Source organism: Azospirillum sp. UENF 111221 (assembly GCF_058780625.1).
Window position 1 is genome coordinate 823,806 of sequence record NZ_JBSNCH010000003.1, and the last position, 23,406, is coordinate 847,211.

General features: G+C 66.0%; 11 protein-coding genes. 7 read left to right on the forward strand and 4 right to left on the reverse strand.

Going from position 1 to position 23,406, the window contains the following annotated elements:
- The first annotated feature begins 26 nt into the window (after positions 1 to 26).
- The 3 genes from ACWPN3_RS11895 to ACWPN3_RS11905 all read left to right on the forward strand — a co-directional run bounded on the left by ACWPN3_RS11895 (position 27) and on the right by ACWPN3_RS11905 (position 6,143).
- A complete protein-coding gene (locus ACWPN3_RS11895; RefSeq protein WP_492242948.1) occupies positions 27 to 2,216 on the forward strand; it encodes an ABC transporter permease in 2,190 nt (729 codons plus the stop codon).
- Positions 2,213 to 3,301, forward strand: coding sequence for an ABC transporter ATP-binding protein (locus ACWPN3_RS11900; protein WP_492242949.1), 1,089 nt, complete (start codon positions 2,213 to 2,215; stop codon positions 3,299 to 3,301). Before ACWPN3_RS11895 ends, ACWPN3_RS11900 begins: the two co-directional genes overlap by 4 nt.
- A gap of 106 nt (positions 3,302 to 3,407) precedes the next feature.
- Positions 3,408 to 6,143: a PAS-domain containing protein gene (locus tag ACWPN3_RS11905; protein ID WP_492261408.1), complete on the forward strand. Its 2,736-nt coding sequence runs from the start codon at positions 3,408 to 3,410 to the stop codon at positions 6,141 to 6,143.
- An 82-nt stretch (positions 6,144 to 6,225) separates the two neighbouring features.
- Here ACWPN3_RS11905 and ACWPN3_RS11910 read toward each other — a convergent pair whose 3' ends face one another.
- Positions 6,226 to 7,407 (reverse strand): ABC transporter substrate-binding protein, encoded by a 1,182-nt coding sequence (locus ACWPN3_RS11910; protein WP_492261409.1) that lies wholly within the window; start codon positions 7,405 to 7,407, stop codon positions 6,226 to 6,228.
- 72 nt (positions 7,408 to 7,479) lie between these two features.
- On the opposite strand from ACWPN3_RS11910, the gene ACWPN3_RS11915 reads away from it, so the two are divergent.
- Positions 7,480 to 8,172 carry an LbetaH domain-containing protein gene (locus ACWPN3_RS11915; RefSeq protein WP_492261410.1) on the forward strand — a complete coding sequence of 231 codons (693 nt, stop codon included), beginning with the start codon at positions 7,480 to 7,482 and terminating at the stop codon, positions 8,170 to 8,172.
- Here ACWPN3_RS11915 and ACWPN3_RS11920 read toward each other — a convergent pair.
- Entirely contained in the window at positions 8,113 to 9,207 is a 1,095-nt protein-coding gene (locus ACWPN3_RS11920) for a hypothetical protein (protein WP_492261411.1), read from the reverse strand. The two genes, ACWPN3_RS11915 and ACWPN3_RS11920, sit on opposite strands and share 60 nt — an antisense overlap.
- A gap of 43 nt (positions 9,208 to 9,250) precedes the next feature.
- Positions 9,251 to 10,174 carry a glycosyltransferase family 10 fucosyltransferase gene (locus tag ACWPN3_RS11925; protein ID WP_492242953.1) on the reverse strand — a complete coding sequence of 308 codons (924 nt, stop codon included), beginning with the start codon at positions 10,172 to 10,174 and terminating at the stop codon, positions 9,251 to 9,253.
- Positions 10,175 to 10,520: 346 nt separating this feature from the next.
- Between ACWPN3_RS11925 and ACWPN3_RS11930 the strand changes: the two genes are divergently transcribed.
- Both ACWPN3_RS11930 and ACWPN3_RS11935 read left to right on the forward strand, forming a co-directional pair.
- Complete coding sequence (locus ACWPN3_RS11930; RefSeq protein ID WP_492261412.1) at positions 10,521 to 12,947, forward strand: glycosyltransferase; 2,427 nt, start codon at positions 10,521 to 10,523, stop codon at positions 12,945 to 12,947.
- 93 nt (positions 12,948 to 13,040) lie between these two features.
- A complete protein-coding gene (locus ACWPN3_RS11935) occupies positions 13,041 to 14,015 on the forward strand; it encodes a glycosyltransferase family A protein (protein ID WP_247872872.1) in 975 nt (324 codons plus the stop codon).
- 390 nt (positions 14,016 to 14,405) lie between these two features.
- Here the strand turns inward: ACWPN3_RS11935 and ACWPN3_RS11940 are convergent, their stop codons facing one another.
- Entirely contained in the window at positions 14,406 to 14,783 is a 378-nt protein-coding gene (locus ACWPN3_RS11940; RefSeq protein ID WP_492261413.1) for a hypothetical protein, read from the reverse strand.
- Between the two features lie 1,008 nt (positions 14,784 to 15,791).
- Between ACWPN3_RS11940 and ACWPN3_RS11945 the strand changes: the two genes are divergently transcribed.
- Complete coding sequence (locus ACWPN3_RS11945; RefSeq protein WP_492261414.1) at positions 15,792 to 23,216, forward strand: beta strand repeat-containing protein; 7,425 nt, start codon at positions 15,792 to 15,794, stop codon at positions 23,214 to 23,216.
- Positions 23,217 to 23,406: the final 190 nt, after the last annotated feature.

Genomic DNA, 23,406 nt, shown 5'->3' on the forward strand with positions numbered 1-23,406 from the left:
GACCGCAAAAATTCGCAGGTGACGTGATGCGTCCTCGTTCAGCAGTCTGGCTGGCGCTGGGGTGGGTGGGCTTCGCCCTGCTGCCCTGGTTCGCCGGCAGCGGCACCCAACCCGCACTTGCACCACCGTCTCCAGGCCCGGCCGGCTCCGCCCTGATCGACGGACTGACCAACGGGCGCTGGTGGCTCCTGCCCGCCGCCCTGCCGCTGATCCTGGCGCTCGTCGCCACCGCCTTGCCCCGCCTTCACGCCCGGCAACCGGCGATCCTGCTGGCGAGCGGAGCCTTCGGGCTGGCCTGGGTCGCCGCACAGGGCTTCGCCATCGGGCTCAACGGCTGGGCTTGGGGTTGGCTCGGCGCCCTGTTCGGCCCGCTGCCGCTGGGTCAGGGCGGCTTCGGCGCTGGCGCGGCACTGACCGCGCTGTCCTTCCTGTTCCTGATGACCAACGGCTTCGCCGGTCTGGGCTTCATGAAGGGCGACCGCTTCACGGCGGGGGCCATCGGTCTGGTGCTGGCCGCCATCGCCGCCTTCGTTTTCCTGCCGGTCGGCTATGTCCTGAGCGGGGCTGGCGACACCGGCAGCGGCGCCTTCTCGGCCGCGGCGCTGTGGTCACGCCTCGCCGCTCCCGACATCTGGCGCCTGTCCTGCCTGACCGAAGCGAAAGCCTGCGGGGTGGTGTGGAACAGCGTCTTCCTGGCGGTGATGACCGGCATCGCGACGACCCTGCTCGGGCTGGCCTTCGCCCTGGTGGCGGTGCGCACCGGCTTCCGCGCCAAGAAGCTGCTGCGCGTTCTGACCGTGCTGCCGATCATCACGCCGCCCTTCGTCATAAGCCTTGCCGTGATCCTGCTGTTCGGGCGCAACGGCACCGTCACCCTGGCGCTGGCCGACTGGTTCGGCATCCCGGTCTCGCGCTGGATCTATGGGCTTCCCGGCGTCCTGCTGACCCAGACGCTGGCATTCACGCCGATCTCCTTCCTGGTGATGATCGGCGTCGTCCAGGGCATCGGCCCTTCGCTGGAGGAAGCCGCGCAGACCCTGCGGGCCAGCCGCTGGGTCACCTTCCGCACCGTCACCTGGCCGCTGATGCGTCCGGGCGTCGCCAACGCCTTCCTGATCAGCTTCATCGAGAGCCTGGCCGACTTCGGCAACCCGCTGATCCTCGGCGGCAATTTCGAGGTGCTGTCAACCAAGATCTATTTCGCGGTCGTCGGCGCCCAGAACGATCCCGGCCGTGCCGCAGCACTCGGCATCATCCTGCTCTGCATGTGCCTCGGCGCCTTCTGGGTGCAGCGGCAATGGCTCGGCAAGAAGTCCTACGCGACGGTCGGCGGCAAGGGCGACAACGGCATCCCGTCGCAGCTTCCGCGCGGCATCAAGATCGCCGCCTATGCCACCGCCCTGCCCTGGGCCGCCTTCACCTTCGTGCTCTACGGCCTGATCCTGTTCGGCGGCTTCACCGAGAACTGGGGCCGCAACAACAGCCTGACCCTGCGCCATTATCTGGCCGCCTTCGACCTCAGCTGGGGGCCGGGCGGGCTGATCTGGTCCGGCCGCGCCTGGGGCTCGCTGTTCACGACCATCGAGGTCGCCGCCCTGTCGGCGCCGCTGACCGCCGCCGTCGGCCTGCTGACCGCCTATCTGCTGGTGCGCCAGCGCTTCAAAGGCCAGGGCGCCTTCGAGTTCCTGACCATGCTGAGCTTCGCCATCCCCGGCACGGTGATCGGCATCAGCTACATCCTCGCCTTCAACCAGCCGCCGATCGAGCTGACCGGCACCGTCACCATCCTGATCGTCTGCTTCGTCTTCCGGAACATGCCGGTCAGCATCCGGGCCGGCGTCGCCGCCATGTCGCAGATCGACCGCAGCCTCGACGAATGCTCCCTGACGCTGGGGGCCGGCAGCGTTCAGACGATCCGCCGGGTGATCCTGCCGCTGCTGCGCCCGGCCATCGTCGCCTCGCTGGTCTACAGCTTCGTCCGGGCCATCACCTCGATCAGCGCGGTGATCTTCCTGGTCAGCCCGAAATACGAGCTGGCCACCGCCTACATCGTCGGCCGCGTCGAGCAGGGCGATTTCGGCCTCGCCATCGCCTACAGCTCGGCCCTGATCGTGCTGATGTCGGTCGTCATCGCCCTCATCCAGCTGCTTGTCGGCGAACGCCGCATCGGCCGCCGCACCGCCACCCCCGTCACGCTTCAGGAGAAGCCGGTATGAGCATCGCCAGCAAGCCCGCGGGCGTCGAATTCCGCAACGTCAGCCGCCGCTACGGCAACACGGCGGCGGTGGACAACGTCAGCTTCACCATCGAATCGGGCACCCTCGTCACCCTGCTGGGGCCGTCCGGCTGCGGCAAGACCACCACGCTCCGCATGATCGCCGGGCTGGAGATGGCGAGCAGCGGGACCATCCTGATCGGCGGCAAGGACGTCACTCGGCTGTCGGCGACCGACCGCAACGTCACCATGGTGTTCCAGTCCTACGCGCTGTTCCCGCACATGAGTGTGGCCGACAACGTCGCCTACGGGCTGGTGGTCAGCGGCGTGCGCAAACGCGACGCCGCAGCCAAGGCGGCCGAGGGGCTGGAACTGGTCGGGCTTGGCGGCTACGGCCAGCGCCTGCCGAGCGAGCTGTCCGGCGGGCAGCAGCAGCGCGTCGCCGTCGCCCGCGCCCTGGTGCTGGAGCCGGAGGTTCTGCTGTTCGACGAGCCGCTGTCCAACCTCGACGCCAAGCTGCGCCGCAAGATGCGCGACGACATCCGCGAGCTTCAGCAGAAGCTCGGCCTGACCTCCGTCTACGTCACCCACGACCAGGAGGAGGCGCTGGCCGTCTCCGACCGGATCATCGTGATGAACAAGTCGGTGATCGCCCAGACCGGCACGCCGGACGAGCTGTACCGCCGGCCGAAGAACCGCTTCGTCGCCGACTTCATCGGCGGCGCCAACCTGATCGACGGCGAACTGGTGGGCCGCAGCGGCGGCATGGCTACGGTGGCGCTCGGGGCTCTGACGCTGTCGGTTCCCGATCCCGGACTGCCGGCCGGCGAGGTGCTGCTGGCTGTCCGGCCCAACGCGATCCGCCTGCGGACCGTATCGGCCGGCGGGAGCGGTGGAGAAAATGGCGACGGCATCCCGGTGACGGTCCGCAAGGCCACATATCTCGGCTCGCACATGGAGTATGGGCTGGTCAGCGAGTTCGGCGACCTGTTCGTGGTCGATCCGAACGTCGCCAGCCCAGTGCCGGCGGGAGCGAGCGCGCTCGCGACCTTCACCGGCGACGGCATCGCTGCCGTCGCGCGCTGACGCCTTCCACCCCGTCTCCTACCGCCCCGTCTTGCGCCGGCCGCCGCTTTTACCGCTGGCGTCGGTGGGGCGGCCGGCGCTAGCCTCCAACCCGATGGTCAGACGCATGCTGTCCCCCGTTAGTGTTCGCGGTCGGCTGCTCGCCGCCTTCGGAGCCATGGTGGTCCTGACGACAGCGGTCGGCGGGGTCGGCTGGTTCGGGCTGGGGGAAACGGAACGCGCCCTGCTCTCTCTCCAGCGCGAGGGGTTGGGCAACATCGCGCTGGCAATGCGGATGGCGGAGCTGAGCACCGGCCTCGCCGCCCGCGCCCCCTTCATCGCCGCCATCGAAGCGACGCCCAGCCTGGACGAGGAGCGCAGCCAGCTCGAACTCAAGCTCGCCGACTTGACCGGGCTGGTCAACCGGCTGCCGGGGCTGGAACGCGCCTCGCTGCATGTCCCGTCCGACGTGCCGTCGCTGGTCCGGCTCGCCGGCCGGCTCGACGGCACGCTGCGCAACCTGATGGACGTCACCGGCGAGTTCATCGCGGTGCGGGCGGAGGCGTCGGCGATCCGGCTCGGGCTGGAACGCCAGCGCATCCTCGGCGAGACGTTGGCCGGGGCTGCAGCCAGGACCTTCGAGCATCCCGGCTTTCCCGGCCTCGAGGGAACCGGTACGCCGCCCTTGCCCTTCTCGGTCCTGCGGCTGGCCGACCGCACGCGCGACGCCGTCTCCGCCGCCCTGACGACCACCAGCCCGCCCGACCTCGTCCGCTGGTACGCCGGCTTCGACGCCGACCGGCAGAGCCTGCGGGCAATCGACACCACCGCCCCGGCGCTGGCGATCATGGCCCCTTCGCTCGACCAGCTTCTGACCGTGCTGGACAGCCAAGCGGCCGTCTTCGACATCCGCACGCGCCAGCTCGGCATCGAGCAGCGCAGCCGCTTCCTGGTCGCCGCCGCCAACACCCTGTCGGTCCAGTTGAACCGCGAGGTCGAGAGCGTCACCAGCACGATGCAGACGGCCGCGCGCAGCCGGGGCGACGCGACCTTCTCCGCCCTGTCCTCGGGCAAGGCCAGCATCCTCGCACTGGGCGCCCTGTGCGCGCTCGCCGCCATCGCCGCGGCGGTCTATGTCATGCGCGACGTTGCCGGCAACCTGCGCGCGGTGACGCGGGCGATGTCGGCGCTGGCAGGCGGCGACAGGCTGGTCAGCGTTCCCGCCACCGGCCGGCCGGACGAGATCGGCGACCTTGCACGCGCCTTCAGCGTCTTCAAGGAGAATGTCGCGGAGCGCGACGCGCTGGCCCGCAAGCTCGGCGAAAACTCGCGGATGCTGGAAGCCGTTTTCGTCAACATGAACGACGGGCTGTCGGTGTTCGACGAGAAGGGCCGGCTGGTCACCTGGAATCCGCGCTTCCTCGACCTCAACGGCTTCACCCCGGCCGAGGTCGCCGGCCGCGAGCTGGCGGAACTGCAACGCAGCCTGCTGCGGCGCGGGGTCGGTATCCGCATGCTCGACGGCAGCAGCGTCGATCTCGACGCGCTGACCCGGCTGCGCACGGAACAGGCGGTCCGCTGCGAGCATCACTTCCCCGACGGACGGGTGGTGGAGCTGCACAGCAGCCCGATGCCGTCCGGCGGCTTCATCACCACCTATTCCGACCTGACCGAGCGCAAGGACATCGAGAAGCAACTGCGCCACGCCCTGAAGATGGAGGCGGTCGGCCAGTTGACCGGCGGCATCGCCCACGACTTCAACAACCTGCTCGCCGCGATCATGGGCAATCTGCAGATGATCCACGACGAGTTGCCGGAGCAGGATCCGGTGCGCGGCAAGGCGCTGCGGGCGCTCGACGCCGCAGAGCGCGGCGCCACGACGATCCAGCGGCTGCTGGCCTTCTCGCGGCAGCAGGCGTTGCAGCCGCAGGCCGTCGACCTGAACGAACTGGTGGAGGGCATGCTCGACCTCCTGGCTTATGGTCTGGGCGGCGGCATCGTCCTGAAGACGGCGCTGACGCCGGGGCTGCCGCCCGCCCTGGTCGATCCCGGCCAGTTGGAGAACGCGCTGCTCAATCTCGTCGTCAATGCCCGCGACGCCCTGCCCGACGGCGGCACCATCGTCATCGCCACGGAAGCCGCCACGCAGGATTCCGGACAGGATGGAAGCGACGCCATCGTCTTGTCTGTCCGCGACGACGGCAGCGGCATGCCGCCCGCCGTGCTGTCGCGCGTCTTCGAGCCCTTCTTCACCACCAAGCGCTTCGGCCGGGGCAGCGGGCTCGGCCTGTCGATGGTCTACGGCTTCGTCCGTCAGTCGGGCGGCAAGGTCGACATCCAGAGCGAGGCCGGCGTCGGCACGCTGGTGGCGATGGCCTTCCCGCGCGCCCGAATGCTGCCGGAAACACTGGTCCTGCCGCGCGACCTCGGCCCGGTCGAAGGCGGCCCCGAGCGCATCCTGGTGGTGGAGGACGATCCCGCCGTCCGCACGACCACCGTCGACATGCTGACGGCGCTGGGCTACCGGGCGGTACCGGCGGCCTCGGCGGAAGAGGCGCTGGTCCTGTTGGAAGGGGCGGCTTTCGATCTCCTGTTCACCGACGTCATCCTGACGGGCGGCATGAACGGCCCCGCCCTGGTCGCCATCGCCAAGGTCCGGCAACCGACGCTCCAGATCCTCTTCTGCTCCGGCTATGCGCGGGACTTCCTGGTGGAAAGCGCCAGCCTGCCGCTCGACATCCACTTCATCCAAAAACCCTACCAGAAGCCCCTGCTCGCTGCCCAGATCCGGAACGTCCTGGCTGGCGCCCCGCCCGCGGCCCGCGGCCGGGTGGAGACTTCGGCCCTGCCGGGACAGGCCTGACGCCGAACGAAATCCCGATTACGGGAAAAGCCCGCCTCCCCCGGCATGGGGGAAACGGGCTCATCGAAGCCGGGCCGCCTGCTCAGTTGGCGGCGGACTTGATCTCGGAATCCCAGCGGCCCAGCAGCCGCTTGCGCTCCTCGGCCATGCCGTATTTCTGGAAATTATAGTCGATCAGCCGGACATCCTCGAATTTCGGCGCGTCGGGCGGCAGCACAGACTGCTTGTTGGACGGCGTCATCTGGAAGTTGGTGGCACCGTAGTCCTGTGCTTCCGGCGTTAGGGCGAAGTCGTAAAACTTCTTGGCAGCCTCAAGATTTTTGGCGCCCTTGAGGATGCTCATCGAGCCGATCTCATAGCCGGTCCCCTCGCAAGGAGTGGAAATTTCCACCGGGAATTTGTTCACTTTCTGGATCACGCTGTCGTTGACCCAGGAGATGCCGACCAGCGTCTCGCCCCGCGCCACCGCCGCTGCGGGTGCGGCACCGGACTTGGTGTATTGGTTGATGCTCTCGTTCAGCTTCTTCAGATAGTCGAAGCCGGCATCCTCCCCGAAGATCTGCACCAGGGTCGCCACCGCGGTATAGGCTCCCCCTGACGAATTGGGGTTGGGCATCTGGATCTCGCCCTTGAATTCCGGACGCAGCAGGTCGGCCCAGCATTTCGGCGGCTGGATGCCCCGCTTGGCAAGCATCTCGGTGTTGTAGACGAAACCGAGCGCACCGGCATAGATGCCGACGCTGCGTCCCTGCGACTGCTTGTACTGGCTCTCCGCCCAGGATTGCAGGTCCTTCATCTGCCCGCTCTCGTAAGCAACGCTCAGGCCTTCCTCGGCCGCCTGGAGATGCGGGTCGCCCGAGCTGCCCCACCAGATGTCGATTTTCGGATTGGCCGCCTCGGCACGGATCTGGGCCAGAGCCTCGCCGGCGCTCTTGCGGGTCATGGCGACGCTGATGCCGGTCTTCTTCTCGAAGGCGACGACCATGGCCTTGCACCATTCCTCCTGCACACCGCACATGACGGTGACGCTTCCCTGCGCATAAGCCGGGATCGCGGCAAGCGCAACCAGTGCGCCGATGCCGACACCGACAGACTTCATCTTGGCAACCGCACCAACCATGAGAAGAATCCTCCGAGTGAACTTGTGTTCTTGTTTTCTCTGACGATACCGCGCCGCCCAAAAGCTTTGGCACATCAGGGAAAGGCTGGTATCAATGGCGAGGAGGGGCAAAGGCAACTTCCCGTCTTCCTTCTGCTTCTCCATATTTGCGCATGCCGCATTGTTTGCCGGCACCATTGTTTCCAATTGTTCATACAAGGGCCGGATGAATGGCGGATGTCACCGTTATGGGAAATCGGCGAAACACTGTTAACCGAAGGCTCCCGGAGGCCGGCGACCTTGAGTGACCCCCTCGTCGCCGCCACCAACCGGGCCCGCGGATGCGCTGGCTTCCTGTCGGTCGAGGCGGTGGCAGCGCTCGCCGGCGACGGCGTTCTGGCGCTCGATCCGTTTTCGACCCTGGTCTCGCCGGGCGTCACCCTGGCGGCCGGCGTCACGCTCTGGCCCGGCACGATCATCCAGGCGACGGAGGGAGGCGAGGTGACGGTCGGCAGCGGCACCCGGCTCTTTCCCGGCACGCGCATCGTCGCTGTCGGCGCGCGTGTGACAATCGGTGCCGACACCGAAATCGGCGAAGAGGGTGGCTTCACCATCAAGGCCGATCACACCGACGGCCTGATCGAGATCGGCAGCCGCGTCCGACTGCTCGGCGCCGGTTCGCTCGCACTCGACAACCACATCGGCGATGGAGCCCAGGTCCTCGGCGCGATCCGGATGCAGAATTGCAGGCTCCAGGCCGGCGGCAGTCACCGCGACCCGGATCCGGACCGGCGGGGTGGCGTCCTCAAGGGCAGCGGCGTCGCCCGCGGCCTCACCGTACCGACCGGAATGGTCATCCAGGCTTTCGGCCTATTCAACGAAGCCCCTCTGCGCCCTCAGTCCTTCTTCCATCCGAAACATCGGACATGACGCCACATGAAATCGACCCCGGTTTTCCTGACGGCGAGTTGCCGGATTCAGGGGCGGTCCGGCGAAACCGGACCGCTCAATGCGGCACGCATGATTTCGATATATCGCTGTGGATGAAGTTGACGCCACACCCACTCCCCGGCCGTTGCGTCGCCGTATTGGTCGAGCCATCGCTCCAGATTTCCCTGCTCGCGCACCTCGTCCCAGCGGTCCACAACGACCACCGGCAATGAGTTCGAACAGAGGATTTATCGAGGACGACAGCGTGATGACGATTGCCCCCAGGTAAAGAGCCTCCCAGGTTCTGTGGCAATCGATCCCGTTTCCTTTCGCGCTCAGCACGAACGGAAATCTCGTGTAATGCCTCCACAGGTCGATTTGGGGCACCCGCGTCTTCAGGCCAAGAACATTCGGGCAGTGCGACAGGCTGCGGTACGCATCCAGCCGCTCCGGCGTGTTCGGGTTGAAATCGCACAACACCTTGAGAGGTTGCGTCCTAGCCGGTGCGCGGGCGGCTCGCAGAGCGACGATGTCACGGAAAAGACCAGCCGCGGATGCCGAGGGGCCGGGGGTATGGAGATCGAGCCCGATTGGAACCGGTCGTATCCGGGGGGACTGCGTTCCGTCGTGGTTCTGGGTATACCAGGCCTTCAACCAGGGACAGGACAGGAGGCTTTTGACCGTTTCCGGCTTGAGATCGAAAGGAACCGTCGCGTCGCCATCCGTCGTCACAAGGACGAATGGCGAGTTGATCGTGGAAAGGACCGAATTTGCGAAGTGATCCAGATCGCAAGGCAGACCGTCGCGTGCCTTTGTGCCCAGCCGGATCCAGACGATCCCTTGTGCATTCCCGTAATGACGGCTGAAGAAATCCTCATTCTGGACGGATTCCGTATCTGCCCTCCAATACCAGTCGGGGCCGCTGACGTCGCAGAACCGGCTGATCCCCTTCGACCAGAACACGGGCAGCTTCTCGGGCTCTCCGGCGCCCGGAGACACGTCTCCAAGGATCGATTGCAGGTCCGGGGACAACATCAATGATGACCTCTGCAAAGCGGAAGAGCGGAACGGACTGCCATCATGCGGGCCCATCCCGTCGGAGGCGCTGTGCGACCAATTGTCCCAATCGGCAGAACGCTTCCGTTTCACCGTCCTCAAGCAACCTCAGGAAGGAAGGCCGCAACGGCTTTCTCCTCCATTCGAAATAGCGGGAATATTCGGCCTCGTCTCTCGCCAGATCGGTGAGATAAGCCGCGAGCGCCTTCGGGCCTGAGAATTTCCTTACATCGATATAGCAATGATCTCCTGGAGAGAATTCATCGATGTTGGGAGCTCCCATATAAATCGGAACAGACCCACAGAGGAGAGGCTGAAAAAACTTTTCGGTCACATAATCATTTTCTATAGTATTTTCAAAAGATATGCTGAATTTGTATCTGGATACCACATCCATTTTTGTAGAAAATCCTCTGTCTTCGACAGATAGATGTTTGTTTCTGAGGAAATTACCAAATGAATCCACAGACATATACTTCATAAATTCCGCAGCATAGGCATTGCGGCCACTCAGGTCACTCGGCGCGGACTGGAACATCACAGCCTCGGCGGTTCCGGTCTTGAAGGGGATCGGCTTCGACACTGCCGCCTCCCACTCTTCCCGCTTGGGCAGGTAGGAGCACCAGACGTCGGCCGAGCGCTCGAAGGTCATCTGGACATCGAAAAAGCGCATGATCGCAGGATCGTTCCGAACAGGCGTATGCCCACGGCTTTCCATCGACCATGCCACCCAGATTTGACCGCGGCGCTTGGGGACCGTCCCAATCTCGTTCCATTGCGGCAGATGGAAGACGACAGCATCCGCGTCGCCCAGGAGCTCCCGGTTGTTGGTGAAACGATACTCCGAAGAGCAGGGGAAGCTGGCCCAGTCCGGATAGGAACCGAAAAAGCTATTATAGAACAATATTATAGCTTTTCGCCCCGCTGCTGCGCCATCCAGCGACATGTCATTCCGCTCCGTTCAAGCCGAGGGAGAGCCATCACAAAACGCTTTCCCTACAGACTCAATATAATATATGGCTATGACATCCTAGAAATACCTATAAGGCACCGCCATAAACCGCAAAAAGCGGAATTGAATTTTGAGAAAGAACATCCAGAGTGGAGTTGCTGGAAACCTTTGACTTCTGGATTATTAGGATTGAAATACAAATTGTCACTTAAAATATCTGCGCAATCCTTGACGCCCGTTAGGCAAGTTTAATATTTTTGGAATCCGTCTTGAGCCCTTTCATCAGACTCCATCGATGTGATTTTTCCTTCTGCTCCGCCTTGACGATATCTGGAAGGACATGAGCGACTTGGACCTCGTCATCCCGTCTGTGATCCACCAGACATGGAAGAGCCAGGAGATTCCGAGCGAGTTCCTGGCCCTTCAACGAAGCTGGATCGACCACAATCCAGGCTTCGCCTATCGGTTCTGGACCGACGATGACATCGAGCGTTTCGTTGAGGCCGAGCATCCGGCGCTGCTCCCGGTCTTCCGCGGCTATGCCGATCCGATCGCGCGGGTCGATCTGGCACGCTATCTGATTCTGCGCCGGTTCGGCGGGGTGTATGCCGATCTCGATTTTGAATGCCTTCGCCCGATCGGCGGGCTGCTGGACGGTCGGAGCTTCGTCGTCGGGCTGGAGCCGGAGGAACATGACGGCTTGACGAAGGCAGTCGAACGCGGGCTCTCCCGCATCCTCTGTCCGTCCTTTCTCGCATCCGTTCCCGGTCACCCGTTCTGGGATCATCTGATTGACCGGCTGGTCGAAGCGCGCCACTGCGCGGATGTGCTCGACGCGACCGGCCCGTTCCTGCTGACACGCGCCCATGCGTCCTACGAAGCCGCCCATCCGGGCGGGACGGAGGCTGCGGCCGCTGTGACGGTGCTGCCGCCGAGCCAGCTCTATCCGGTCACCAAGGACGATTGCTGGAGCGGCAGGCTGTTCGATCTCGTCTTCTGGGAGCAGGCGACGCGAAACGCCTACGCCATCCACTATTGGGAAGGCACCTGGTTCCGCGGCGATGCCGAACGCAAGCCGAAATTGCCGGATCGGGTCACGGCGGTGGTGTCGAACGGTTCTGCCGCCCCGCCGGCCGGCTCCGCGGCGACCGCGGAAGATGCGGGCGGTCCGCCGCTCATCTCATGCCTCATGGTCACCAAGGGCGGGGATGGCGGACGGACGGGCATGCTGGCCCTGGCGATCGACAGCTTCGCGCGGCAGAGCTGGCAGAACAAGGAACTCGTCATCGTCTGCGACGCAGCCACCCGCGATGGAGATGGGCCGGACGCTCCGCTGGACGCGCTGGACGCCATGATCCGGGCCGCCGGCAGGACGGATATCCGCCTTGTCCGGGTCGACGGGCCGGGCCGGGCGCTCGGGGAGCTGCGCAACATCGCGGTCGACAGCGCAAAGGGCCGCTACGTCTGTCAATGGGACGACGACGATCTCTACGACCCGATGCGGCTTGAGGTCCAGCACATGGCCCTCGCCCGGACCGGTGCCCATGCCTGCCTGCTCGGGCGTTGGATGATCTGGTGGCCGGGCCGGCAGAAGCTCGCGGTTTCCTGCGAAAGATACTGGGAAGGATCGCTGCTGTGCGAGAAGGCGGTGATGCCCCGCTATCCGCATCTGCGGCGCGGCGAGGACACCCCGCTCGTCGACCAGCTCCGGCAGACCGTGCGCGTCGTCCGCCTGGACATGCCCCGGCTCTACACCTACGTCGTGCATGGCGCCAACACCTTCGCCACCGACCATTTCGACGAGCATTGGCAAGTCGCCACCAGCCGTTTCACCGGCGACCGCTACGAGTTGGTCCTGCGGGAGATGGCCAAACGGCTGCCGATCGACGCAGTCCGGCGACAAGCCGCGGAGATATCCGGGCCGGGCCCTGCCTCCCAGCCCCCTCCCCCATCGGATCGGACGGGACACGCTCCCGCGGCCCCCATAGGGTCCACAGGGGCGTTCCGGACCGCCAAGGTCCTGGTGTTGACACCGGTCAAGGATGCGCGCAGCCATCTGCCGCGCTATATGCAGCTGCTCGACCAGCTCGACCATGACCCCGGCTGCCTGTCTCTCGGTTTCCTGGAAAGCGACAGCGTGGATGGGACCCATGCGTGGCTGGCCGAACGTTTGCCGGCCCTGCGCGACCGCTACCGCCGCGTGACACTGCTGCGCCAGGATTACGGGTTCCATCCGGAGGGACCGCGCTGGCTGCCGGCGGTGCAGCGTACCCGCCGCGAGATCCTCGCGCGTTCGCGAAACCGCCTCCTGCAGGCCGCCCTTGCCGACGAGGACTGGGTGTTGTGGCTGGATGCGGACCTGATTCACTATCCGCCCGATTTCCTGGGGCGTCTGCTGGCGGCGGGGCGGGACATCGCGACGCCGCATTGCGTCCTGCCGAACGGCACCACCTTCGACCTCAACAGCTTTGCCCTGGAACCGGACGGCGAACGGCCGGAGCATCTGATCGACGGCCTGTTCCAGCCGCCGAGAGGCATCGGGCGCCGCTACCTCGACTCCTTCCCGGACAAGGACGCCGTGGCGCTGGACGGTGTCGGCGGCACGGCGCTGCTGGTGCGGGCCGACCTTCATCGGGAGGGGCTTTGCTTCCCGCCCTACAGCCATCGGGGCTACATCGAGACGGAAGGGCTGGCAGCGATGGCGAAAGACATGGGGATCACCTGCTGGGGGCTCCCGGCGGTGAAGATCGTCCATGCCGACCATTGACGCGGCGGTTTTCCAGTTCCGCTCGTCGGGCCACGGCAGTGGCGGCAGCCGGCGCTTCGGCCCCGACAACTGCTCATTCAAGGGATGACTCCAGTGTTAGAACCCGAACCGGCCCAATCGGGCCCATCGCCGGCCGCGGGCGGCCCGGCACTGCCCGCCTTCGCGGCGAGCATCGTCATCTGCACCTATCGGCGTCCCGAGCTGCTGGATGCCTGTCTGGCCAGCCTGCTGGATCAGCAGCTCCCGGACGGTTTCCACGAAATTCTGGTGGTCGACAATTCAACCGGCTGCGAAGCCCGCCCGGTCGTGGAACGCTGGCAACCCTTCTTCACCTTGCGGCGCACCCCGCTGCGCTATTTGCTGGAAGAGCGCAGCGGGGTCGCCTTTGCCCGCAACCGGGGGGTGGCGGAGGCGGTGTCGCCGCTGATCGTCTTCATCGACGATGACGAAACGGCCTGCGACGGCTGGCTTGGGCAGATGGTCGAACCCTTTATCCGCTTCGGCGACGCGGTGGATATCGTCGCTGGAGAGGTCGAGCCGGATTTCGGCGACCAGCCTCGTCCCGACTGGCTGAGCGACGACCTGCTGCAATTCTTCTCATGCCGTTGGGGTTGGGACACCCAGCCACGCTTTCTCCAGCTGCCGGAATGGTTCGGTGAAGGGAACTGCGCCTTCCGCAAGGCTCTGATGGCCGGCCGGCAATTCCCGACCGACATGGGGCGCAAGGGCGGCGGACTGATGTCCAACGAAGGCATCATCTTCCAGGACATGCGGCGGGAGGGAGCCAGCGCCTATTACGTGCCAAGCGCCTTCGTGCTGCACCATATCCATCCCGACCGGCTGAACCGGAGCTGGCTCATGCGGCGCATGTTCTTCCAGGGCGTGTCCAACCGCAAGACGGTGGACCGCATGGGCGTGGACGTTCCGCAGGCCGACTTCATGCTGAATCTGGCCAAGCTGGCCACGCTGGATGTCGAGGCGCTGGAAGGCGAGAGCATCCGCGCCGTCGCGGGTCTGTATCACCAGATCGGCTACGCGATGGGAAGCGTGCTGCATGGAGACGGCTGAGGACGGATTGCTCCGCCGACACCGTCCCAATTCCCCGGCCTGCCCGATCCCCGCCCCGAAGCCGCGAAAGAAATGGCAACGGGCCAAGACCTAAAACATCTCAAGCCGGCCGCTTTTTCATACGTTGTCACAGCATTGCACGAATTTCAGTCTCGTGAAATATCGTTGTTTAAACCTGATACAATTGGTTCGTTGATAACGACACTGATCTTTTGATATGGCGGAGCGGGAAGGTTCGGCGTGCCTAAAAGGCAGGTCCTTTTCGTGAATTGAATGTTACCAGAAAGTTAACTGGTTTTCGCTTCGCGCGAATTGCAAGGAGATCGACGTGGCCGGCACACTTGACCTGAATAATCCAAATGATATGTATGGATCGACGCAGACCGTTGGTCAGTATTCTACGATCATTGGTAGTGGTAGCGTCGACGTAATTACTTTCGGTTCCAACGGGAATACTGTATCGATCTCCTTGCTGGAAACTCTGATCGGTAGCGCCGGGACCGATTTCGCTACGGTGAATTCCCAGGGCATCACCCTGATGATCGGCGCGCTCGAGACGCTGACAGGCGGTGCCGGCCAAGACGTCATCAGCGTGATGCCGACCGGCATCACCACGCAGGTCGGCGCGATCGAAACGCTGACCGGCAGCAACAGCAGCGATGTGATCAGCCTGGGTTCGGCCGGTAACACGATGCTGGTGATCGATCTCGAGACGCTGACCGGCGGCGCCGGCACCGACGTCATCACGGTGGACTTCAACGGCACCACGATGGCGGTCTCGGGGCTCGAGACCCTCGTTGGCAGCGGCGCCAACCAGGATCTCGATCACGCTGGCGGGCACGCTCGGCAGCACCCTGCAGATTTCGCTGCTCGACACGCTGCTCGGCAGCATCGGTACCGATGTCGTCAAACTGGGCGCGGGCGGCAACACCCTGCGGGTGATGGACGTCGAGACGCTGACGGGCGGAGCCGGCCGCGACGTCGCCACCTTGATCGGCACGCTCGGCAGCACGCTGCAGGTCTCGCTTCTGGAGACCCTGGTCGGCGGCGTGGGCAATGACCTGGTCAGCCTGGGCACCGCCGGCAACACCATGCTGGTCAGCAACGTCGAGACGCTGACTGGTGGCGCCGGCACAGACGTGATCACGCTGACCGATGTCGACAACACGACGACGGTCAGCGGGATCGAAACGCTGTTCGGCGGCACCGATAGCGATGTCATCATCCTGGCCGGGACGAGCGGCAACACGCTGGCGGTCGCGAGAATCGAGACGCTGACCGGTAGCGCTGCCAACGACGTGATCACGCTGTCCGCTACCGGCAACACGACGACGGTCAGCGGGATCGAAACGATATTCGGCGGTACCGGCAGCGATGTCATCATCCTGGCCGGGGCGGGCGGCAACACGCTGGCGGTCACGGGGCTCGAAACGCTGACTGGCAACAGCGGCACCGATGCGGTCACCCTGGGCAACGTCGGCAACACCATGCTGGTGAGCAGCATCGAGACGCTGACCGGCGGCACCGGTCGCGACGTGGTCACGCTGGGGGGCACGCTCGGCGCGACGCTGCAGGTTTCGCTGCTGGAGACCCTGGTCGGCGGCGCCGGCAACGACGTGGTCAACCTGGGCGCGGCCGGTTCGACAATGCTGGTCAACGGCATCGAGACGCTGACCGGCGGCGGCGGCAGCGACGTGGTCACGCTGGGGGGCACGCTCGGCGCGACACTGCAGGTTTCGCTGCTGGAGACTTCTGGTCGGCGGCGACGGCAACGACGTGGTCAACCTGGGCGCGGCCGGTTCGACCATGCTGGTCAGCGGCATCGAGACGCTGACCGGCGGCGCCGGCAGCGATGCCATCACCATCGGCACGGCCGGTGCAACCCTTCTGGTGAGCGGCATCGAGACGCTGATCGGCGGCGTCGGCACCGAAATCGTCACCTTGGACGCAGGCGGCAACACGCTGCTGGTTTCCGCCATCGATACGCTGATCGGCGGCGCGGGCAACGACGTGGTGACGTTGGCCAACACGGCCGGCAACACGGTTTCGCTTGCCGGCATCGAGACGCTGACCGGCAGCATCGGCACCGACGTGCTGACGCTGGGAACCGGCGGCGGCACGGTGACGGTCTCGCTGTTTGAAACGGTGAGCGGCGGCATCGGCATCGACGTGGTCGGCCTTGGCGATCTGGGCAACACCGTGTTCGTGTGCGCCGTGGAGACGCTGACCGGCGGTGCCGGCAACGACGTCGTCACCCTCTGCTCGAACGGCACGACCCTGCTGGTGAACGGCATCGAGACGCTGACCGGCGGCGCGGGCATCGACATCGTCACGCTGGGCGGGACGCTCGGCGCGACGCTGCAGGTCTCGCTGCTGGAAACGCTGGTCGGCGGCGCCGGCAACGACGTCGTCACGCTGGACGGGACCGGTTCGTCCATCCAGGTCTCGCTGCTGGAGACGGTGATCGGCAGCGTCGGGACCGACATCATCACGCTGGGCGGAACTCTCGGCACGACGCTGCAGGTTTCGCTGTTGGAAACCCTGGTCGGCAGCGCGGGCAACGACGCGATCAACTTCGGCAGCGCCGGCAACACCTTGGTGGTTGCGGGTCTGGAAACGTTGACCGGCGGGGCCGGCACCGATGTCGTCACCATCGGCTCGGCCGGTTCGACCCTGGTTGTCGGCGGCATCGAGACGCTGATCGGCGGCTCCGGCATCGAAGTCGTCACACTGGCCGCTACCGGCAACACGCTGGTGGCTTCGGCGATCGACAGCCTGATCGGCGGGGCCGGCATCGACGTGGTGACGCTGGCCAATACGGGCGGCAATACGGTGACGCTGGCCGGCATCGAGACGCTGATCGGCGACGTCGGCAACGACGTGCTGGCGGTCGGCACCGGTGGCGCCACCGTGACGGTTTCGCTGTTCGAGACGCTGACAGGCGGCGTGGGCATCGATGCGATCAGCCTGGGCAGCACCGGCAACACCTTGGTGGTCGCGGGTCTGGAAACGCTGACCGGCGGGGTCGGCACCGATGTCGTCACCATCGGCTCTACCGGTTCGACCTTCCAGGTCAGTGGAATCGAGACGCTGATCGGTGGCATCGGCACCGACATCGTCTCCATCGGCACGGCCGGTTCGACCATGCTGGTCAGCGGCATCGAGACGCTGGTCGGCGGTATCGGCACCGATGTCGTCACCATCGGCTCCGCCGGCAGCACGCTGGCGATGACCGGCATCGAGACGCTGATCGGCGGTGTCGGCACCGACATGGTCTATCTGGCGACCACCGGCAGCACCGTCACGCTGACGAGCATCGATATTGTGATCGGCAGCACCGCCAACGACGTGGTGACGCTGGCCAATACGGGCGGCAACACCGTTCAGATGCTCGGGATCGAGACTCTGACCGGCAGCATCGGCGTCGATGTTCTGACGCTGGGCAGCGGCGGTGGGACGGTCACGGTCTCGCTGTTCGAAACGGTGAGCGGCGGCGCCGGCCTTGACATCGTCAACATCGGCACGGCCGGCAGCACGCTGGCGGTGTGCGCCGTGGAGTCGCTGACCGGCGGCCTTGGCACCGATGTCATCACCCTCTGCCCGAACGGCAACACCATTCTGATCGCGGCTGTCGAAACGCTGATCGGCAGCACGGCCACCGACGCCGTCACTCTGGGCACCGCCGGCAACACCATCCTGGTGTCGGCGCTGGAGACGCTGACCGGCAGTGTCGGCACCGATGTCGTCACCCTCGGTTCGGCTGGCAGCACGATGCTGGCGACCGGGCTTGAGACCCTGACCGGCGGCGCCGGCACCGATCTGGTGTTCATCGGCCTGACCGGCAGCACCCTGCTGGTGTCCGGCATCGAGACGCTGGTCGCCGGATCGAACATCGACACCGCGAACACCCTGGTCGACATCGTCACTCTGGGTACCGCCGGCAACACCATCCTCCTGCGCGGGCTGGAGACGCTGATCGGCGGGGCCGGCACCGATGTCGTCACCATCGGCGACACCGGCACCACCATGCTGATGTCGAATGTCGAGACGCTGTCCGGCGGCACCGGCATCGACGTCATCAGCCTGGGCACGGCCGGCAACACCCTGGTGCTGGTCGGCCTGCTCGAGACCCTGACCGGCGGCGTCGGCACCGACGTCGTCACCCTGGGCTCGGCCGGGACGACCCTGCTTGTCAACGGTCTTGAGACGATCACCGGCGGCACGGGTTCGGAACTGATCTATCTCGGCTCGGGCGGCAACACGCTGCTGGCATCCGGGATCGACATCCTGATCGGTGGTGTCGGCACCGATGTCGTCACGCTGGGCACGGCCGGCAACACGGTGCTGCTGCGCGGCATCGAGACGCTGACCGGCGGTGTCGGCACCGACGTCCTGACGCTGGGCAACACAGGCAACACTGTCACGGTTTCGCTGTTCGAAACGGTGGGCGGCGGCACCGGCGTGGACGTCATCAACATCGGCACGGCCGGCAGCACGCTGGCGGTGTGCGCCGTGGAGTCGCTGACCGGCGGTGTCGGCACCGATGTCATCACCCTTTGCCCGAACGGCAACACCATTCTGGTCGCGGCCGTCGAAACGCTTATCGGCAGCACGGCCACCGACTTCGTCACTCTGGGAACCGCCGGCAACACCATCCTGGTGTCGGCGCTGGAGACGCTGACCGGCAGCGTCGGCACCGACGTCGTCACCCTCGGTTCGGCCGGCAGCACGATGCTGGCGACCGGGCTTGAGACCCTGACCGGCGGCGCCGGCACCGATCTGGTGTTCATCGGCCTGACCGGCAGCACCCTGCTGGTGTCCGGCATCGAGACGCTGGTCGCCGGGTCGAACATCGACACCGCGAACACCCTGGTCGACATCGTGACGCTGTCGTCCACCGGCAACACCATCCTGCTGCGCGGGCTGGAGACGCTGATCGGCGGGGCCGGCACCGATGTCGTCACCATCGGCGACACCGGCACCACCATGCTGATGTCGAATGTCGAGACGCTGTCCGGCGGCACCGGCATCGACGTCATCAGCCTGGGCACGGCCGGCAACACCCTGGTGCTGGTCGGCCTGCTCGAGACCCTGACCGGCGGCGTCGGCACCGACGTCGTCACCCTGGGCTCGGCCGGAACGACCCTGCTTGCCAATGCGCTGGAAACCATCGTCGGCGGCACGGGTTCGGAACTGATCTATCTCGGCTCCGCCGGCAACACGCTTCTGGCGTCCGGGATCGACATCCTGATCGGCGGCGTCGGCACCGATGTCGTCACACTGGGCACGGCCGGCAACACGGTGCTGCTGCGCGGCATCGAGACGCTGACCGGCGGCGTGGGCACCGACATCCTGACGCTGGGCAACACGGGCAACACCGCCACGGTTTCGCTGTTCGAGACGATCATCGGCGGCACCGCCACCGATGCCATCACCTTGGGCACGGCCGGCAACACCCTGCTGGTTTCGGGTCTGGAGACCCTGACCGGTGGCGTGGGCACCGATGTCATCACCCTCGCCTCGGTCCTCGGCAACACCACGCTGGTGTCCGGCATCGAGACGCTGACCGGTCAGGTCGGCACCGACGCCATCGCCCTGGGCACCGCCGGCAACACCATCCTGGTGTCGCTGCTGGAGACGCTGACCGGCGGCGTCGGCACCGATGTCGTCACCCTCGGTTCGGCCGGCAGCACGATGCTGGCGACCGGTCTGGAGACCCTGACCGGCGGGGCCGGCACCGATCTGGTGTTCATCGGCCTGACCGGCAGCACCCTGCTGGTGTCCGGCATCGAGACGCTGGTCGCCGGGTCGAACATCGACACCGCGAACACCCTGGTCGACATCGTGACGCTGTCGTCCATCGGCAACACCATCACCCTGCGCGGGCTGGAGACGCTGATCGGCGGGGCCGGCACCGACGTCGTCACCATCGGCGACACCGGCACCACCATGCTGATGTCGAATGTCGAGACGCTGTCCGGCGGCACCGGCATCGACGTCATCAGCCTGGGCACGGCCGGCAACACCCTGGTTCTGGTCGGCCTGCTGGAGACCCTGACCGGCGGTGTCGGCACCGACGTCGTCACCCTGGGCTCGGCCGGGACGACCCTGCTTGTCAACGGTCTTGAGACGATCACCGGCGGCACGGGTTCGGAACTTGTGTTCCTGGGCTCGGGCGGTTCGACGGTCTCGGTGTCGGGCATCGACATCCTGATCGGCGGCGTCGGCACCGACGTTGTCACGCTGGGCACGGCCGGCAACACGGTCCTGCTGCGCGGCATCGAGACGCTGACCGGCGGCGTGGGCACCGACGTCCTGACGCTGGGCAACACGGCCAACACCGCGACAGTTTCGCTGTTCGAGACGATCATCGGCGGCACCGCCTCCGATGCCATCACGATCGGCACCACGGGCGGCACCCTGCTGGTTTCGGGTCTTGAGACCCTGACCGGTAGCTCGCTCTCCGACGTCGTCACCCTCGGCTCGGCCGGCAACACCCTCGCGGTGACGCTGATCGAGACGCTGAACGGCGGCTCGGGCGCCGACGTCGTGTCGCTGGGCACGGCGGGCAACACCCTGCTGGTCTCGGCTCTGGAAACCATCACCGGTTCCACCGCCACCGACCTGATCACCATCGGCACGGCCGGCAGCACGCTGCTCGCCAACCTGCTGGAGACGGTCACCGGCGGTCTTGGCACCGACGTGATCTTCCTGGGCTCGTCCGGCAACACGATGCTGGCTTCGGGCATCGAGATCCTGGTCGGCGGCACCAACACCGACGTCGTCACGCTGGGCACCACGGGCAACACCCTGCTCCTGCGTGGCCTGGAGACCCTGACCGGCTCCGTCGGCACCGACGTCGTCACCATCGGCGACACCGGCACCACCATGCTGGTTTCGGGCATCGAGACCCTGGCCGGCGGCGCAGGCCTCGACCTGATCCAGCTGAGCACGGCGGGCAACACCTTGCTGGTTTCGGGTCTGGAGACCCTGACCGGTAGCGTGGGCACCGACATCATCACGCTGGGCACCGTGGGTAACACCCTGGTGGTCAACGCGATCGACACGCTGACCGGCGGCACGGGTTCCGACCTCGTGTTCCTGGGTTCGGGCGGTTCGACGCTGCTGGCGGCTGGCCTGGAAATCCTGGTCGGCGGCACGGGCGTCGACGTGGTCACGCTGGGCACGGCTGGCAACACGGTGCTGCTACGCGGCATCGAGACGCTGACCGGCGGTCTGGGTACCGACGTCATCACGCTCGGCAACACCGCCAACTCGCTGATCGTCGGCGGCATCGAGACGCTGATCGGTGGCCTCGCCTCCGACATCGTCACGCTGGGCACGGCGGGCAACACCCTGCTGGTTTCGGGTCTGGAGACCCTGACCGGTGGCGTGGGCACCGACATCGTAACCATCGGCTCGGCCGGCGGCACGCTGCTGGTGAGCGGCATCGAAACGGTGATCGGCGGCACGGGCCTGGAGGTGATCTTCACCAGCACGGCTGGTTCGACCCTCACCGTCTCGGGTGCGGACTTCGTGATCGGCAGCGCCGGCACCGACGTCCTGACCCTGGGCACGGCCGGCAACACCACCACCATCCGCGGCATCGAGACGCTGATCGGCGGTGCGGGCAGCGACCTGGTGATCCTGGGCGACACCGGCAACACGCTGAACCTGGGCTTGGGCATCGAGATCCTGGTCGGCGGCACTGGCACCGACGTGCTGACCATCGGCACCTCGGGCACGACCCTGCTGACCCGCGGCATCGAGACGCTGATCGGCGGCGTGGGCACCGACGTCATCACGCTCGGTGACACGGTGAACACCATCACCGTGACGGGCATCGAGACCCTGACCGGCGGTGCGAACACCGACGTCGTCTTCACCGGTTCGGCCGGCGTGACGATGACGGTCTCGGGCGTCGAGTTCCTGGTCGGCGGCACCGGTTCGGATGTCGTGACCCTGGGCTCCTCGGGCAACACGGTCATCACCCGCGGCATCGACACCCTGTCGGGCGGTGCGGGCAGCGACCTGGTGTTCCTGGGCGACACCGGCGTCACCATGACGCTGGGTTCGGGCATCGAGATCCTGGTCGGCGGCGCTGCCACCGACGTCATCACTCTGGGCACCTCGGGCAGCACCCTGCTGACCCGTGCGGTCGAGACGCTGATCGGCGGCGTGGGCACCGACGTCATCACCCTGGGCGACACCCCGAACACGGTCACCGTGACGGGCGTTGAGACCCTGGTCGGTGGCGCCAACACCGACATCGTCTTCACCGGTTCGGCCGGCGTGACGATGACGGCCTCGGGCGTCGAGTTCCTGGTCGGCGGTACCGGTTCGGATGTCGTGACCCTGGGTGCGGCGGGCAACACCGTCATCACCCGCGGCATCGACACCATGATCGGTGGTGCGGGCAGCGACCTGGTGATCCTGGGCGACACGGGCGTCACCATGCGGGCCGAGAGCGGGATCGAGATCCTGGTCGGCGGCGCCGGTTCCGACCTCGTCAGCCTCGGCGATGGCGGCAACACGGTCCTGCTGCGTGGCATCGAGACCCTGACCGGCGGCACCGGCAACGACGTGATCACGCTGGGCAACACCGGTGTGACGATGTCGGTCTCGGGCATCGAGACGCTGATCGGCGGCACGGGCACCGACGCCATCACGGTGACCGGCGGTGCGGGCATCCGCTTCCAGGCCGGCACGGGCGACAGCCTGAGCCTGGCTTCGGGCAGCGGCACCGACACGGTGGTGTACTCGTCCTTCACCGACATCTCGGCGCTGGGCGCGAACACCGGCTTCGTCTCGGTCTCGAACTTCCAGTCGGGCACCGACAAGGTGCAGCTGACCGGTACGGCCCGGACCGCTGCGGATAAGAACGGCGATGCCTCGCTCTCGACGGCCTCTGCTGCGACCAACGGCGTGAACATCGGCTCCAACGAGCTGGTGAGCCTGACCTCGGTCGTCAGCGGCAGCCTGACGGACGCTTCGCTGGCCAGCTTCCGCTCGGCCCTGGGGACGCTGACGAACTCGTCGGCTGGTGCAAGCACGCTGGTTCTGGCCAACAACGGCACCAGCTCCGGCCTGTACCAGGTGGTCGACACCAACGGCGACGGCCAGGTGGCCGCCACCGAGGTCCGGCTGCTCGGCGTCTACAACGGCACCGTCCTCTCGCTCTCCGACATCAACCTCGGTTGATGATGGGGCTCGGTTGATGAAGGGGGCGTGAGCCCAAGCCTGCTGAAAGGAGGGGGCGCCCGCAGGGGCGCCCCCTTTCTCTTTGTGCGGACGGTCGGCTGTCGTCCGGCGCACGGACGGACGATCCTTCGCACTTCAATGCTGAAGGTTAAAGACCGGTCGAAACGGGTCAGGCACTCTTGCAGCGGAG

What these genes read in the sequence shown, in the direction of transcription:
- ACWPN3_RS11895 (WP_492242948.1), top strand. Translation starts at nt 27, where the DNA reads ATGCGTCCTCGTTCAGCAGTCTGGCTGGCGCTGGGGTGGGTGGGCTTC.
- ACWPN3_RS11900 (WP_492242949.1), top strand. Translation starts at nt 2,213, where the DNA reads ATGAGCATCGCCAGCAAGCCCGCGGGCGTCGAATTCCGCAACGTCAGC.
- ACWPN3_RS11905 (WP_492261408.1), top strand. Translation starts at nt 3,408, where the DNA reads ATGCTGTCCCCCGTTAGTGTTCGCGGTCGGCTGCTCGCCGCCTTCGGA.
- ACWPN3_RS11910 (WP_492261409.1), bottom strand. Translation starts at nt 7,407, where the DNA reads ATGGAGAAGCAGAAGGAAGACGGGAAGTTGCCTTTGCCCCTCCTCGCC.
- ACWPN3_RS11915 (WP_492261410.1), top strand. Translation starts at nt 7,480, where the DNA reads ATGTCACCGTTATGGGAAATCGGCGAAACACTGTTAACCGAAGGCTCC.
- ACWPN3_RS11920 (WP_492261411.1), bottom strand. Translation starts at nt 9,207, where the DNA reads ATGTTGTCCCCGGACCTGCAATCGATCCTTGGAGACGTGTCTCCGGGC.
- ACWPN3_RS11925 (WP_492242953.1), bottom strand. Translation starts at nt 10,174, where the DNA reads ATGTCGCTGGATGGCGCAGCAGCGGGGCGAAAAGCTATAATATTGTTC.
- ACWPN3_RS11930 (WP_492261412.1), top strand. Translation starts at nt 10,521, where the DNA reads ATGAGCGACTTGGACCTCGTCATCCCGTCTGTGATCCACCAGACATGG.